Origin of the sequence: Burkholderia sp. AU30198, assembly GCF_020419825.1 — a bacterium.
In the GTDB taxonomy this organism is placed as follows: Bacteria; Pseudomonadota; Gammaproteobacteria; order Burkholderiales; family Burkholderiaceae; genus Burkholderia.
The window spans coordinates 23,038-36,842 of record NZ_JAIZSA010000005.1 but is presented as its reverse complement, the minus strand read 5'-3'; the positions used below and the strand labels follow the sequence as shown (position 1 = coordinate 36,842).

The window sequence follows — 13,805 nt, the reverse complement described above, 5'->3', positions numbered from 1 at the left end:
CGTCCGCGCGAATCAACCGACCAGGATATAGAGCCAGTTCTTCGGCAGCGCTCCGCCCGGCCCGTTGCTGCATGCAAGCAGCCGTTCGCCGGATTGCGGGTGCGTGATGCCGGTGCGGAAGGTCTCGATGGCCTTGCGCTCCAGACGGTCGAACGCGTTCCCGACCAGGTTGTGCGCTTCGAGATAGATCGGACACATCAATTTGAAATCGGGCTTGGTGGCGCGATGTTTCGCCAGCCGGGTATTCAGGTCACTGGTGATGCCGATATAGAACTTGCTGTACTCCGGCTTCGCGGCAAACGCGTTCAACACCTGCCGCAAATGCCCGATGACATCCTCGTGATTGATGACGCCCGTCTTCAGCATGTATTTGTCTTCGGGCGAGACGAGTTGCAGTGCCATGAACGACCTCCACTTGTTGTGAAGCTTCAATAGGCTGCGTCTATGATTCATCCGGACTCGGTCGCGACGACGGAACGCCGCTCACCCCGGCTTCCAGAAACCCGGCTGGATGAATGTTCGTAAGAATGCACGACATGCGATAGGCCGTCGACCGGAATGGATTCCGCACAGCGTCGAACGCGGCCCGAACGGCGTCAGCGTCGGCACGAACCCCGGGTGTCGCAATCCAGTCGCGGCATGCCGCGCATGCACCCACCCTCGCCCCACGCGCGAATTGCATAACAGTTGCGCCACCGCACGGTGTCGTTTCGATTTGTGCTGCAGTGGTGTCAATCGAGCCTGCTAATATGCATTTTCGCCCGTGATCGGCCCGCCTGGCATCAGGCGCAGTTCTTCCGCCGATCGGCCCACCATGAAGTGTTTTCGCTGACGTGAGGCAACAAGAACCCATGAACAACCTGCACCGCGAACTCGCCCCGATCTCCGCGTCCGCCTGGGAACAAATCGAGGAGGAAGTGGCACGCACGTTCAAACGATCCGTGGCCGGCCGCCGCGTCGTCGACGTCGATGGCCCCGAAGGCCCCGAGCTGTCGGCCGTCGGCACCGGGCACCTGGTCGACGTTGCCGCGCCGCGCGAGCAAGTGAATGCGCGGCTGCGCGAAGTCCGCACGATCGTCGAGCTGACGGTGCCGTTCGAGCTGAGCCGCGATGCGATCGACAGCGTCGAGCGCGGCGCGCGCGACGCCGACTGGCAACCGGCGAAGGACGCCGCGCAGCGGCTCGCGTTCGCCGAAGACGGCGCGATTTTCGACGGCTACCAGGCGGCAGGCATCGTCGGCATCCGCGAAGGCACGTCGAACCGCAAGCTCACATTGCCCGCGGACGTCGGCGCGTATCCCGACGCGATCAGCGACGCGCTCGAGGCGCTGCGGCTCGCCGGCGTCGACGGCCCGTACTCGGTGGTGCTCGGTTCGGACGCGTACACGGCGCTCAGCGAAGCGCGCGACCAGGGCTATCCGGTCCTCGGCCATATCAAGCGGATCGTCAGCGGCGAGATCATCTGGGCGCCGGCGATCAGCGGCGGCTGCGTGCTGTCCACGCGCGGCGGCGATTACGAGCTGCATCTCGGGGAAGACGTATCCATCGGCTACACGAGCCATACCGACAAGGCCGTCCGCCTGTACCTGCGCGAAACGTTCACGTTCCTGATGCTGACGAGCGAAGCATCGGTGGCCGTGGCGCCGCAGGGCAGCACGGCGGCCTGACCGCGGTTGCCCGCGCGCGATGCCCGCCAGGCGTCGCGCGCGGCTGGCCGCACCGCCGAGCATGTTCGTCGCCGATCGAACCCATCTTGCATGGAGTGTGTGATGAGCGATTCGAATGAGGCATTGCAGGCGCTGCAGGCGTCGGTCGACCACCTGAAGCAGGCGGTCGATGCGAACGCGAGCAGCCACGCCGGCGACACCGCCGTGCTGTTCACCGTCATGTCGCTGGTCCTGGCGGAGTTGCCGCCCGACACGCGCAACCTGATCGAGGATTCGTTCTCCGTCTGGGCCAATGGTCTGCCGAATGCGGCACTGTCAACCGACGTGAAGCAGATCGCGCGGCAACGGCACGCGATGACACTTCCGGACTGAGCGCGGCACGCCAAGGTTGCGCCGTGTCCGGCCCGGACCGTGCAACCCGCCCTCTCCTTCGGCCGTCACACACGCATCGCCCGCGGTGCGTGTGCGGTCTCACTTAGCCGGTCGCGGCACGTTCCCCCTGCGGCGTTTGTGTCGCGCCTGCGCACCCGCGGTGCCCTCCCCCCACCGGCAACCGGCGCCCTGCGCGCCGATGTCGCACCACGATCCGTTCGCGTTCCACCCGCTCCCGCTTCCTGCCATCACACGCCGCACACGCCGCGCACGCCCGTGCCGCCGTGCGCGTGCCCGTCTGTACTCCTTGCCACCCGTGCGCAAGTGCATGCGAGGGTGCAATTCGCGGCCGAGCCGCTGCGGAACTGTGTCTTGGATGGCCTCCGCCGATTCGCTATTTTGAACGCAGTCGAAGCGATGCCGTGGGCTCCTCCCGGCACGCACGCTTGCCGCCCCGACCGCGACCGTGCAAGACGCCGGCGCGCGCTGCGCGACAGCATGGGTGCCGCCCGCGCACCGCCGTGTTGCGTGCCGTGCGTTCGCGGTCGGGAAGCGCCAAGCGCCGCACCGCATCGGGACTTCACCCTTCGACCCACTTTCACCGACAGGAGCCAGACCACCATGCCCGCACTTTGCGATATCTGCCACGCCCGGCCGGCCGTCGCGCGCGCAACCGTGATGCAGGACGGCGAGCGCAAGACGATCTCGATCTGCGATTACCACTTCCGTCAGCTGATGCGGCATCAGAGCATGCTGAACCCGTTCGATTCGCTGCTGGGAGGCGGCGGCTCGTCGTCGCTGTTCGGCGGGCTCGACGACGACGCGCCGCTCGCCGCAGAGATTCCGCGCGAATCGGTCGATCCGACCGACGCGTTCAGCGAGCAGACGCTGGAACTGCTGCAGCGCGCGGCCGAGAAGGCGCACGAGCTGCGCCGCAGCGAGCTCGATTCCGAACACCTGCTGTACGCGCTCGCGGACACCGACGTGTGCGCCGCGCTGCTGAAAGAATTGAAGCTGTCGCCGCAGGACCTCCGGTCATACATCGACGAGCATGCGCACACCGGCACGGCCGACCCCGATGCGCCGCTCGACAAGCTGTCGATCTCGCCGCGCGTGAAAAAGGCCGTGCAGTACGCGTTCCAGGCGTCGCGCGATCTTGGCCATTCGTACATCGGCCCCGAGCACCTGCTGATCGGGCTCGCGTCGGTGCCGGACAGCGTCGCCGGCACGCTGCTGAAGAAATACGGCGTGACGCCCGAGGCGCTGCGCCAGAAAGTCGTGAAGGTGGTCGGCAAAGGCGCCGAGGACGGCCGCGTCGATGCGCCGACCGGCACGCCGAACCTCGACAAGTTCGGCCGCGACCTCACCGCGATCGCGCGCCAGGGCAAGCTCGACCCGGTGCTCGGCCGCGCGCAGGAAATCGAGAGCACGATCGAGGTGCTCGCGCGCCGCAAGAAGAACAACCCGGTGCTGATCGGCGAGCCGGGTGTCGGCAAGACGGCGATCGTCGAAGGGCTCGCGCAGCGGATCGTCAACGGCGACGTGCCCGAAGTGCTGCGCGACAAGCGCCTTGTCGAAGTCAACATCAACTCGATGGTGGCCGGCGCGAAGTATCGCGGCGAATTCGAGGAGCGCGCGAAGCAGCTGATCGACGAGGTCACTGCGAAGCAGGACGAACTGATTTTGTTCATCGACGAGCTGCACACGATCGTCGGTGCCGGCCAGGGCGGCGGCGAAGGCGGCCTCGATATCGCGAACGTGCTGAAACCCGCGCTCGCGCGCGGCGAGCTGAGCCTGATCGGCGCGACGACGCTCAACGAATACCAGAAGTACATCGAGAAGGACGCGGCGCTCGAACGGCGCTTCCAGCCGGTGTTCGTGCCGGAGCCGAGCGTCGAGCAGACGATCGTGATCCTGCGCGGGCTGCGCGACAGCCTCGAGGCGCACCACCAGGTGACGTTCGCCGACGATGCATTCGTCGCGGCCGCGGAATTCGCCGACCGCTACATCACGTCGCGCTTCCTGCCCGACAAGGCCATCGACCTGATCGACCAGGCCGCCGCGCGCGTGCGGATCGGTGCGACGTCGCGCCCGGTCGACATCCAGGAAGGCGAAGCGCAGATCGCGCAACTGAAGCGCGAGCAGGACTACGCGACGTCGCGCAAGCGCTTCGACCAGGCGAAGCAGTTCGAGGAGCAGATCACCGAGAAACAGAAAGCCGTCGACGAGATGATGGAGGCGTGGCAGCGCAAGACCGGCTCCGAAACGCTCGAAGTGACCGTCGAGTCGGTGGCCGAGGTCGTGTCGCGGCTGACCGGCATCCCGGTGTCCGAACTCACGCAGGAAGAACGCCAGAAGCTGCTGAAGATGGAAGAGCAGCTGCGCGAGCGCGTGGTCGGCCAGAGCGACGCGGTGGTGGCCGTCAGCGATGCGGTGCGGCTGTCCCGTGCGGGGCTCGGCCAGACGCACCGGCCGATCGCGACGTTCCTGTTCCTCGGGCCGACGGGCGTCGGCAAGACCGAGCTCGCGAAGGCGCTCGCCGAGACCGTGTTCGGCGACGAGCAGTCGATCATCCGCATCGACATGTCCGAGTACATGGAGCGGCACGCGGTCGCACGGCTGATCGGCGCGCCGCCCGGGTACGTCGGCTACGACGAAGGCGGCCAGCTCACCGAGCGCGTGCGGCGCCGCCCGTACAGCGTGATCCTGCTGGATGAGATCGAGAAGGCGCATCCGGACGTCTACAACGTGCTGCTGCAGGTGTTCGACGACGGCCGCCTGACCGATGGCAAGGGCCGCGTGGTCGACTTCAGCAACACGATCATCATCGCGACGAGCAACCTCGGCGCGGCGATCATCATGGACAACCTCACGCAGCCGGAAGCCGCGCGCAAGACCGACAAGGCGATCCGCGAAGAACTGATGCAGGTGCTGAAGGGCCATTTCCGCCCCGAGTTCCTGAACCGGATCGACGAGGTGATCGTCTTCCATGCGCTGTCGAAGGAGAACATCCGCGCGATCGTGCAGATCCAGCTCGACCGCGTGGTGCGCACGGCCGCCGCGCAGGACATCACGCTCGTGATGGGCGACTCGCTCGTCGAGCACCTGACCGAAGCCGGCTACCAGCCGGAGTTCGGCGCGCGCGAGCTGAAGCGCCAGATCCGCCAGACCATCGAGACCCGGCTCGCGAAGGAAATCCTTGCCGACCGGTTGCAGTCGGGCGATCGATGCGAAGTCGACTACGACAAGGCCAGCGACGAAGTGAAGTTCAACAAGCTCGCGGCGGCTGAAGCGAAGGACGCCAAGAAGGACGCCGACGGCAAGGCGAAACCGAACGGCAAGACGGCCAAGGCCACCGACGATGCGAAGGCCGGCGACACGCCCGCCGACACACCGCCGCCCGCACCCGCCGCGAAACCGTCCACCAGGAAATCGTCCGGCGCGAAGAAGGACGCGCACTGAAACCCCGCATGCCCCGCTCGCCCGGGGCACGCATGACCGGCTCCGTCCATGCGACGGAGCCGCCCCACGCCGCGACACGGCGCAAACCGAGCCGCCCGTATCGGGACCGGCAGATGGAGATTCACATGACAAATCGACGCGAAGTGCCAGGCATCAGGAAGTACGACGGGCCCGCCGGTGGTTGGGGCGCGCTTCGCGCGACGGCCGATGCGGTGCGCACGCAAATGGACACCATCGAGGCGCCGATCGTGCTGATGCGGACCAACCAGCCCGATGGCTTCGACTGCCCCGGCTGCGCATGGCCCGACAAGGAACACAAGTCGACGTTCCAGTTCTGCGAGAACGGCGCGAAAGCCGTCACGTGGGAAGCGACGACCAAGCGCGTGACGCCCGAGTTCTTCGCGGCGAACACCGTGTCGTCGCTGCTGCGCATGTCGGACTACGAGCTGGAGAACATGGGCCGGCTCACGCATCCGCTGGTCTACGATCGCGCGACCGACACGTTCCGCGCGATCGAATGGGACGACGCATTCGCGCGCATCGGCGAAGTGCTGCGCGCGCTGCCGCCCGAGCAGGTCGAGTTCTATACGTCGGGCCGCGCATCGAACGAGGCCGCGTACCTGTACCAGCTGTTCGCACGCGAGCTCGGCACCAACAACTTCCCCGACTGCTCGAACATGTGCCACGAACCGACCAGCGTCGGCCTGCCGCAGTCGATCGGCATCGGCAAGGGCACCGTGTCGCTGGAGGATTTCGACCACTGCGAGCTGATCATCTCGATCGGCCACAACCCCGGCACGAACCACCCGCGGATGATGGGCACGCTGCACGAGTGCTCGCGCCGCAACGTGCCGATCATCGTGTTCAATCCGCTGCGCGAGCGCGCGCTCGAACGCTTCGCGGATCCGCAGGACATGATCGAGATGGCGTCGTTCGGCTCGACGCGGATCGCATCGACGTACTACCAGCTCGACGCCGGCGGCGACGCGGCCGCGCTGAAGGGCATCATGAAGGCGCTGCTGCAGCTCGAAGCCGAACGCGGCGACGTGCTCGACCGCGACTTCATCGCGCAGCATACGAACGGCTTCGACGCGTTCTCGGCCGATCTCGAAGCCACGTCGTGGGACGACATCGAGCGCGCGAGCGGGCTCAGCCAGGCGCAGCTCGAACAGGTCGCGCTCGCGTACGCGAAGTCGAACGCGACGATCGTCACGTACGGAATGGGCGTCACGCAGCACAACAAGGGCACGGCAACCGTGCGCCTGATCGCCGACCTGCTGCTGATGCGCGGCAACATCGGCAAGCCCGGCGCCGGCGTCTGCCCGCTGCGCGGCCATTCGAACGTGCAGGGCAACCGCACGGTCGGCATCACCGAGAAGCCGTCAGCCGAGTTCCTGAAGAAGATCGAGGACGTGTGTGGCTTCACGCCGCCCGCGCATCACGGGCATGACGCGGTGCAGGCGATGCAGGCGATGGTCGACGGCACCGCGAAAGCGCTGCTGTGCCTCGGCGGCAACTTCGCGGTCGCGCTGCCCGATCCCGAGCTGTCGTTCCCGGCAATGGCGAAACTCGACCTGAGCGTGCATCTCGGCACGAAGCTGAACCGTTCGCACCTGCTGGTCGGCAAGGAAACCTTCATCCTGCCGGTGCTCGGCCGCACCGAGCTCGACATCCAGGCAACCGGCCGGCAGTCGATCACCGTCGAGGATTCAATGTCGATGGTCCACGCATCGGCCGGCAAGCTCAAGCCGGCGTCCGACCAGTTGCGCTCGGAGCCCGCGATCGTCGCGGGGATCGCGCATGCGACGCTGCCGGCGAGCAAGGTCGCATGGCTCGACCTGATCGACGACTACGACCGCATCCGCGACCTGATCGACCGCACGGTGGCCGGCTTCGAGGCGTTCAACGAGCGCATCCGCACGCCGGGCGGCTTCCGCCTGCCGCTGCCGCCCACCGAGCGCGTGTGGCCGACGCCGACCGGTAAGGCGATGTTCTCGGTCTACAAGGGTGTGAAGGAAGATGCCGACGTGCTGGGCGCCGAGCAGGTGCTGCGGCTGATCACGCTGCGCAGCCACGACCAGTACAACACGACGATCTACGGGCTCGACGACCGCTATCGCGGCGTGTTCGGCCGGCGTGACGTGCTGTTCATGAACCCCGCCGATCTCGCGAAGTACGGGCTCGAACACGGCGACCTCGTCGACATCGAGACGGTCACCGCGTCGGGCCGGACGCTGCGTCTCGAGAAGATCACCGCGATCGAGTACGACATCGCGCCGGGGTCGGTCGGCGCGTACTACCCGGAAGCGAACGTGCTCGTGCCGCTCGACTACATCGACAAGGAAAGCGGCACGCCGTCGTACAAGTCGGTGCCGGTGCGCGTCGCGCGCTCGGCGGTGGTCTGAAGCAGCGGCAGGCTCGCGGGCGCGGATCGGCGCGCCGCGCGGGCCTGCCGCCGGCCGGCGACGCCGTGCCGCGCACGGCTCGCCCGGCTACTTCGCCGCGACCGCCTGGATCTCGACCAGCAGCGCCGGCACGACCAGGCCGCTGACGATCACGACGGTCGACGCGCTCGCGTGGCCGCCCAGCCGCCGCTCACGCACGGTGCGATAGAGCGGCACCAGATCCGGACGGGTCAGGAACCCGTCCACCTTGACCAGATCCGACGCCACCATATCGGCGTCGGCCAGCACGGCGAACAGGTTGTCCCAGGCCAGTTCCATCTGCCGCTCGGGATCGTCCGGCACGCTGCCGTCGGGCGCGACCCCGACCTGGCCGGAAATGTGCAGCCAGCGTGCCTGGGCCGGCGCCGAGACGCCGTGACTGTAACGGGAAAACGGCTCGGCAACGCCGGCCGGATTATGCAGCTGAAGGGGCATGTTCCTGCTCCACGATCGATTGTCGGGCTCGCGTCGGCCGGTTGCCGGCATCAGCGGATGGAGATGCGATCCGGTCGTGTGTGGCCGCATGCGCGGGCGCGTCGCTGCGTTTCCCGCACATCCGGCCGGACCGGACGATGCACTCTACTCCATCGGCGGATTCCGCATCTCGTCGCGAACGACCGGACACGTTGCCTGCCGAAGCCGGGGCCGTGGTGCGATGACTGCACGGCAAGCCTGCATTCGGTATTCGGCATTCATCGCCCCCTCCACCACGCAGCGCGGGAGACGGCACGCTGCCCGCCTCCCGCGCACCGCGCCATGCGCCGCTCAACGCGCCGCTGTCGGCGGCATCGTCGCGGCCGTCTGCCGGCGCCGGTACGCGCTGTCGCGCGTCGCGAGCCAGTAGTACAACGGCGACGTCAGCACCAGCCCCACGACCCACGACAGGTCCGCGCCGCCGAGATGCGCGGGAATGGGGCCCGCATACATCGGCGTGTTCATGAACGGAATCTGCACGAGGATGCCGATCGCATACGCGAGCAGCGCCTGCGGGTTGAAGCGGCCGTAGATCCCGCCATCGGCCATGAAGATCGACTTGATGTCGTACTTGCCCTTGTGGATCACGTAGAAGTCGATCAGGTTGATCGCCGTCCACGGCACCAGCACGACGAGCAGCGCGAGCACGAGATCGACGAGGTTGCCGACGAAGTTCGTCGACGCGCCGATCGCCGCGTAGCAGCACGCAACGAAGATCACGACCGACACCACCGCGCGCGCCTTCGCGGTCGGAATCCACTTGTATGCGAACGTCTGCACCGACGTGATCACCGCGAGCACCGCGCCGTACAGGTTCAGCGCGTTGTGGCTGATCACGCTCAGCAGGAACAGCACGAGCATCAGCGGGCCGAGCGGGCCCGTCGCCTGCTTGACCGCGTCCATCGTGTCCGCGCCGGCCGGCACCGCGAGCACCGCGACCGCGCCGAAGATGAACGCGAGCGTCGAGCCGATCGTGCAGCCGAGATAGGTCGCCCAGAACGTCGACGCCACGCCGACGTCTTCCGGCAGATAGCGCGAGTAATCCGACACGTACGGCGCGAACGCGATCTGCCACAAGGCCGACAACGATACCGTCGCGAGCCATCCCGCGAAGTCGAAGCCGCCGCGCGTCAGGAAATCGTCGGTCGTCACGTGCGTGAGGATCATCCAGAAGCCGACGACGATACCGATGCCGAGCACCCACGTGCCGATCCGGTTCAGGATGTGGATGAACCGGTAGCCGACTATCCCGATCAGCCCCGAGCCCACCGCGCCGATCACGATGCCGACGGGTACCGGCACCGACGACGCGATGCCGTGTACCGACTTGCCGGCGAGCACGATGTTCGACGCGAAGAAGCCGACGTACATCACGGCCGCGATCACGGTCACGAGCAGCGCACCCCACGAACCGAACTGCGCGCGGCTCTGGATCATCTGCGGGATGCCCATCTGCGGCCCCTGCGCCGAATGCAGCGCCATCAGCACGCCGCCGACCGCCTGACCGACGACGATCGCGACGATGCCCCACATCAGGTTCAGGTGAAACATCTGCACGCCGAGCGCGCCGGTCACGATCGGCAGCGGCGCGATGTTGCCGCCGAACCAGAGCGTGAACAGGTCGCGCACCTTGCCGTGGCGTTCCGCGGGCGGCACGTAGCCGATCGTGTGCTTCTCTATCATCGGGGACGCATTGCGGTCCACGTTCGTCATGGCGATGTCTCCTGTCCTGCGCGGCGATGCGCGCGTGCCGTGTCAGCCGGCGCGCGTTGGGGTACGCGCCTGCAATCGGGTCCGGATACACGAGCGACGACGCACCGCGTGCACGCGCGGCGGTGTCGAACGACGCGGACGATGCGCATGCGGGGACGGATGACATGTCCCGCTGCCGCGTGCGCAACCGCTTCGTGATCGTCGTGATCCAGGTTGGAGACGATGGTGCGCCACGCGCATCGTGGCCGGAAAATACTAAAAATATTTCCGGGACATACGAAAAAGCTCTGCAGCGGACATTCCGGCCCCGGGGGGCTTTCAGGTAAGGTGCTACGCACAACCATGGACAGATTGCGCCCGCGGCGGCACGCCGGGGCCGTGCATCAGAGGTGCTTGTGGCTCACTACACTTTGCGGCAATTGAAATACTTCGTGACGACGGTGGAATCCGGCAGCGTCGCCGAGGCATCGCGCCAGCTCTTCATCGCGCAGCCGTCGATCTCCAGCGCGATCAAGGGGCTGGAGGAAAGCTTCGGCGTGAAGCTGTTCATCCGCCATCACGCGCAGGGCGTGTCGCTCACGCCGGGCGGCACGCGCTTCTACCGGAAAGCGCAGGAGCTGCTGCGCATCGCGCACGAATTCGAGCAGAACGCGCTCGCCGACAACGACGTGATCACCGGGCAGATCGACATCGGCTGCTTCGAGACGGTCGCGCCGCTCTACCTGCCGCAACTGATCGCAGGCTTTCGCGAGCGCTACCCGGGCGTGAACATCCGGCTGCGCGACGGCGACCAGCAGGAACTCGTGCAGGGCCTGACGTCCGGCACGTTCGATCTCGCGCTCATGTACGACCACGATCTCGACGGCACGATCGAGACCGAGCCGCTGATGCCGCCGCAGCAGCCGTACGTGCTGCTGCCGGAGAACCACCGGTTCGCGGGCCAGACGCACGTGTCGCTGCGCGACCTCTGCGTCGAACCGATGATCCTGCTCGACGTGCAGCCGAGCCGCACGTATTTCGTCAGCCTCTTTCACGAGCTCGGACTGACGCCGAACATCGTGTTCGGGTCGCCTTCGATCGAGATGGTGCGCGGGATGGTCGGCCAGGGGTTCGGCTTCTCGCTGCTCGTCACGCGCCCGCATTCCGAATACACGTACGACGGCCAGCGGGTCGTGACGATCGGGCTCAGCGAAACGGTGAGCCCGTCGGGGCTCGTGAGTGCGCGGCTGAAGCGCGGTCAGCTCACGAAGCAGGCGCAGTCGTTCGTCGATTTCTGCCGCGAGCGGCTCGCGCAGATCGTCGCGGAAACGGCGCGATAAGGAACGGGAATGAACAGGAAAACGCACGCGCCGCGAGATGCGTTGCGTGCGTGCCGGCCGCTCGGCAGTTCAGGCGGCCGCAGAGAGATGCGCAGCCAGCCGGCCCAGCATCGCGTCGCAGCCGTGAAGCTGGTCGAGCGTGACGAACTCGTCGGGCTTGTGCCCCTGGTCCATGCTGCCGGGCCCACATACCACGGTCGGAATGCCGGCCTGCCAGAACAGCCCGCCCTCGGTGCCGAACGCCACCGTACCGAACGCATCGGAGCCGCTCAGCATCGCGAGCAGGCGCGCGGCCTCGCTGTCCGGTGCGGTCGCAAGCCCCGGATACGCGCCCAGCGGCTGCAGCCGGATGTCGGTATCGGGCTGCACCGCGCGCATCCTCGGCAACAGTTCGGATTCCGCATAGTCCTGCAGCTTCCTCGGCACGTCCTGCGCATCGAAATCCGGCAGCGCCCGCACCTCGAAATCGAACTCGCATTCGGCCGGCACGATGTTTAGCGCGCGGCCACCCTTGATCAGCCCCGTCTGCACGGTCGAGAACGGCGGATCGAATCGCTCGTCGTGCCGTTCGGGCCGCGCGAGCGCATCACCGATCTCGCCGAGCCGGCCGATCAGCTTCGCCGCATAGTCGATCGCGTTGACGCCCGACGGCGCATACGCGGAGTGGCACGCGGCGCCCCTCACGTGGCATCGCATCGCGAGCTTGCCCTTGTGACCGAGCACCGGCTTCAGTTCGGTCGGTTCGCCGATCAGGCACAGGCGCGGCCGGTGCTCGCGCGCGGCCAGCGCTTCGAGCATCGGCCGCACGCCGAGGCAGCCGACTTCCTCGTCGTACGAGAACGCGAGATGCACCGGTACGCTCAGCGGCCGGGCGACGAACGCCGGCACGGCTGCGAGCACCGATGCGATGAAGCCCTTCATGTCGGCCGTGCCGCGGCCGTACAGGCGGCCGTCGCGCTCGGTCAGCCGGAACGGCTCGACCGTCCACGCCTGCCCGTCGACCGGCACCACGTCGGTATGACCCGACAGCGCGATGCCGCCGCGATCGCGCGGCCCGATCGTCGCGTACAGGCTCGCCTTCGTGCGTTCCGCGTTATGGAACAGTTCGCTCTCGACGCCAAAGCCCACAAGATAATCGCGGATGAACCCGATCATCTCGAGGTTCGAATCGCGGCTGACCGTCGCAAAAGCGATCAGCCGTTCGAGCAGCGCGCGGCTCGACGTGTCATTCATCGCCCGGCACCCCGTAGCTCGGCGCGGCGGTCGGATTCAGCGCGCGTGTCTGGTAGTCCTGCATCTGCGGCCGATACGCCTGCCAAAGCGCGTCGAGCGCCCCGATCGGGTCAGTATCGGCCCAGTCCACGCGCAAGTCGACGATCGGCCAGGTCACGTCGCCGGCCACCTTCAACGCGGCCGAATGCACCGGCCCTGCTTCGCCGCCGGCCGCCATCGCCGCATGCATCGCGGCCAGCAGGCGATCGGCGAGCAGGCCCGGCGCCTGTTCGAAGGCACGCGCCATCGCGTCGATCACAGCCGGCGCGGCCAGCAGGTTGCCGGCGGCCACACATTGGTCGCCGCGCACTGCGTGATACGTACCGAGCGCTTCCTTGCCGGTGAAGCACGCCGTCTGCCCCTGCCCGTCGATCACCGTGACCTGCCGATACTGGCTCCAGCCGTTCGCGCTGAGCGCGCGGTCGAGCGCCGCCGCGGGCGCAAGCTGCTCGTGTTCGATCAGGTCGAGGATCTGCGGGCCGAGCGCCGGCAGCGTGATGTTCTGCGTCGCCACGGCGCCGACGCCTGCACGCACCCACGGGCAGCGCGCACCCACCGCGATGCTCGACGAGCTGATCGCGATCCCGAGCTGGCCCGTCTCCGGGCAGCGCCCGACGATGGAGAATGTCATGTCGCCTCCTACGCGCGGTTCGGCTGCCAGTTGTCCGGGATCACGGCGATCACGTCGATTTCCATCAGCCACTGCGGCTGGCCGAGTGCGGACACGACGAGCCCCGTCGAGATCGGATACACGCCCTTCAGCCACTTGCCGACTTCCTGGTACACGGGCTCGCGATAACGCGGGTCGATCAGGTAGGTCGTCGTCTTCACGATGTGCGTGAGGTCGCTGCCAGCTTCCTCCAGCAGTTGCTTGACGTTCTTCATCGCCTGCTCGGCCTGCGCGCGCGGATCGCCGAGGCCGATCAGCTTGCCGTCGAAATCGGTACCGACCTGGCCGCGCACGTAGACGGTGTTGCCGGCCCGCACGGCCTGGCACAGGTCGTTGTCGAGCGTCTGGTTCGGGTAGGTATCCTTCGTGTTGAACATGCGGATACGGGTATGGGTGGGTTGGCTCATCGAAA

Annotated in this window: 11 protein-coding genes; 5 read left to right on the top strand and 6 right to left on the bottom strand. The window is 67.1% G+C overall.

The annotated features are described in order from the left end of the window. Window positions 1–12 precede the first annotated feature (12 nt). Window positions 13–402 carry a GIY-YIG nuclease family protein gene (locus tag LGN19_RS13235; RefSeq protein ID WP_226215127.1) on the bottom strand — a complete coding sequence of 130 codons (390 nt, stop codon included), beginning with the start codon at window positions 400–402 and terminating at the stop codon, window positions 13–15. 449 nt (window positions 403–851) lie between these two features. Here LGN19_RS13235 and LGN19_RS13230 point away from each other — a divergent pair, with 449 nt between their 5' ends. From LGN19_RS13230 to LGN19_RS13215, 4 genes are all read left to right on the top strand, one after another. After that, the gene (locus LGN19_RS13230) at window positions 852–1,667 is read left to right on the top strand and encodes a family 1 encapsulin nanocompartment shell protein (protein WP_122950573.1); all 816 of its coding nucleotides are present in this window, start codon (window positions 852–854) and stop codon (window positions 1,665–1,667) included. Window positions 1,668–1,769: 102 nt separating this feature from the next. Next, the gene (locus LGN19_RS13225) at window positions 1,770–2,039 is read left to right on the top strand and encodes a hypothetical protein (RefSeq protein ID WP_226215125.1); all 270 of its coding nucleotides are present in this window, start codon (window positions 1,770–1,772) and stop codon (window positions 2,037–2,039) included. 621 nt (window positions 2,040–2,660) lie between these two features. Then, window positions 2,661–5,501 (top strand): ATP-dependent Clp protease ATP-binding subunit, encoded by a 2,841-nt coding sequence (locus LGN19_RS13220; protein ID WP_226215123.1) that lies wholly within the window; start codon window positions 2,661–2,663, stop codon window positions 5,499–5,501. Between the two features lie 125 nt (window positions 5,502–5,626). Further along, a complete protein-coding gene (locus tag LGN19_RS13215) occupies window positions 5,627–7,906 on the top strand; it encodes an FdhF/YdeP family oxidoreductase (protein WP_122950696.1) in 2,280 nt (759 codons plus the stop codon). 87 nt (window positions 7,907–7,993) lie between these two features. On the opposite strand, the gene LGN19_RS13210 is transcribed toward LGN19_RS13215, so the two are convergent. Both LGN19_RS13210 and LGN19_RS13205 read right to left on the bottom strand, forming a co-directional pair. Further along, on the bottom strand, window positions 7,994–8,380 hold the full coding sequence (locus tag LGN19_RS13210; protein WP_175220615.1) for a RidA family protein: 387 nt from the start codon (window positions 8,378–8,380) through the stop codon (window positions 7,994–7,996). Window positions 8,381–8,710: 330 nt separating this feature from the next. Beyond that, complete coding sequence (locus LGN19_RS13205) at window positions 8,711–10,132, bottom strand: purine-cytosine permease family protein (protein WP_122950569.1); 1,422 nt, start codon at window positions 10,130–10,132, stop codon at window positions 8,711–8,713. A 395-nt stretch (window positions 10,133–10,527) separates the two neighbouring features. On the opposite strand from LGN19_RS13205, the gene LGN19_RS13200 reads away from it, so the two are divergent. After that, window positions 10,528–11,451: a LysR substrate-binding domain-containing protein gene (locus LGN19_RS13200; RefSeq protein ID WP_042973786.1), complete on the top strand. Its 924-nt coding sequence runs from the start codon at window positions 10,528–10,530 to the stop codon at window positions 11,449–11,451. 69 nt (window positions 11,452–11,520) lie between these two features. Here LGN19_RS13200 and argE read toward each other — a convergent pair whose 3' ends face one another. From argE to LGN19_RS13185, 3 genes are read right to left on the bottom strand one after another with little or no spacing between them, the layout of a single operon-like run. Then, window positions 11,521–12,684, bottom strand: a complete 1,164-nt coding sequence (gene argE, locus LGN19_RS13195) for an acetylornithine deacetylase (RefSeq protein WP_226215122.1) — start codon at window positions 12,682–12,684, stop codon at window positions 11,521–11,523. Continuing rightward, entirely contained in the window at window positions 12,677–13,354 is a 678-nt protein-coding gene (locus LGN19_RS13190) for a DUF1028 domain-containing protein (protein ID WP_226215120.1), read from the bottom strand. The genes argE and LGN19_RS13190 overlap by 8 nt, the downstream gene beginning before the upstream one ends. A gap of 8 nt (window positions 13,355–13,362) precedes the next feature. After that, entirely contained in the window at window positions 13,363–13,800 is a 438-nt protein-coding gene (locus LGN19_RS13185; RefSeq protein ID WP_011349682.1) for a RidA family protein, read from the bottom strand. Window positions 13,801–13,805 lie beyond the last annotated feature (5 nt).

Coding starts and splice junctions, on each gene's coding strand:
- LGN19_RS13235 (WP_226215127.1), bottom strand. CDS start 402: ATGGCACTGCAACTCGTCTCGCCCGAAGACAAATACATGCTGAAGACG.
- LGN19_RS13230 (WP_122950573.1), top strand. CDS start 852: ATGAACAACCTGCACCGCGAACTCGCCCCGATCTCCGCGTCCGCCTGG.
- LGN19_RS13225 (WP_226215125.1), top strand. CDS start 1,770: ATGAGCGATTCGAATGAGGCATTGCAGGCGCTGCAGGCGTCGGTCGAC.
- LGN19_RS13220 (WP_226215123.1), top strand. CDS start 2,661: ATGCCCGCACTTTGCGATATCTGCCACGCCCGGCCGGCCGTCGCGCGC.
- LGN19_RS13215 (WP_122950696.1), top strand. CDS start 5,627: ATGACAAATCGACGCGAAGTGCCAGGCATCAGGAAGTACGACGGGCCC.
- LGN19_RS13210 (WP_175220615.1), bottom strand. CDS start 8,380: ATGCCCCTTCAGCTGCATAATCCGGCCGGCGTTGCCGAGCCGTTTTCC.
- LGN19_RS13205 (WP_122950569.1), bottom strand. CDS start 10,132: ATGACGAACGTGGACCGCAATGCGTCCCCGATGATAGAGAAGCACACG.
- argE (WP_226215122.1), bottom strand. CDS start 12,684: ATGAATGACACGTCGAGCCGCGCGCTGCTCGAACGGCTGATCGCTTTT.
- LGN19_RS13190 (WP_226215120.1), bottom strand. CDS start 13,354: ATGACATTCTCCATCGTCGGGCGCTGCCCGGAGACGGGCCAGCTCGGG.
- LGN19_RS13185 (WP_011349682.1), bottom strand. CDS start 13,800: ATGAGCCAACCCACCCATACCCGTATCCGCATGTTCAACACGAAGGAT.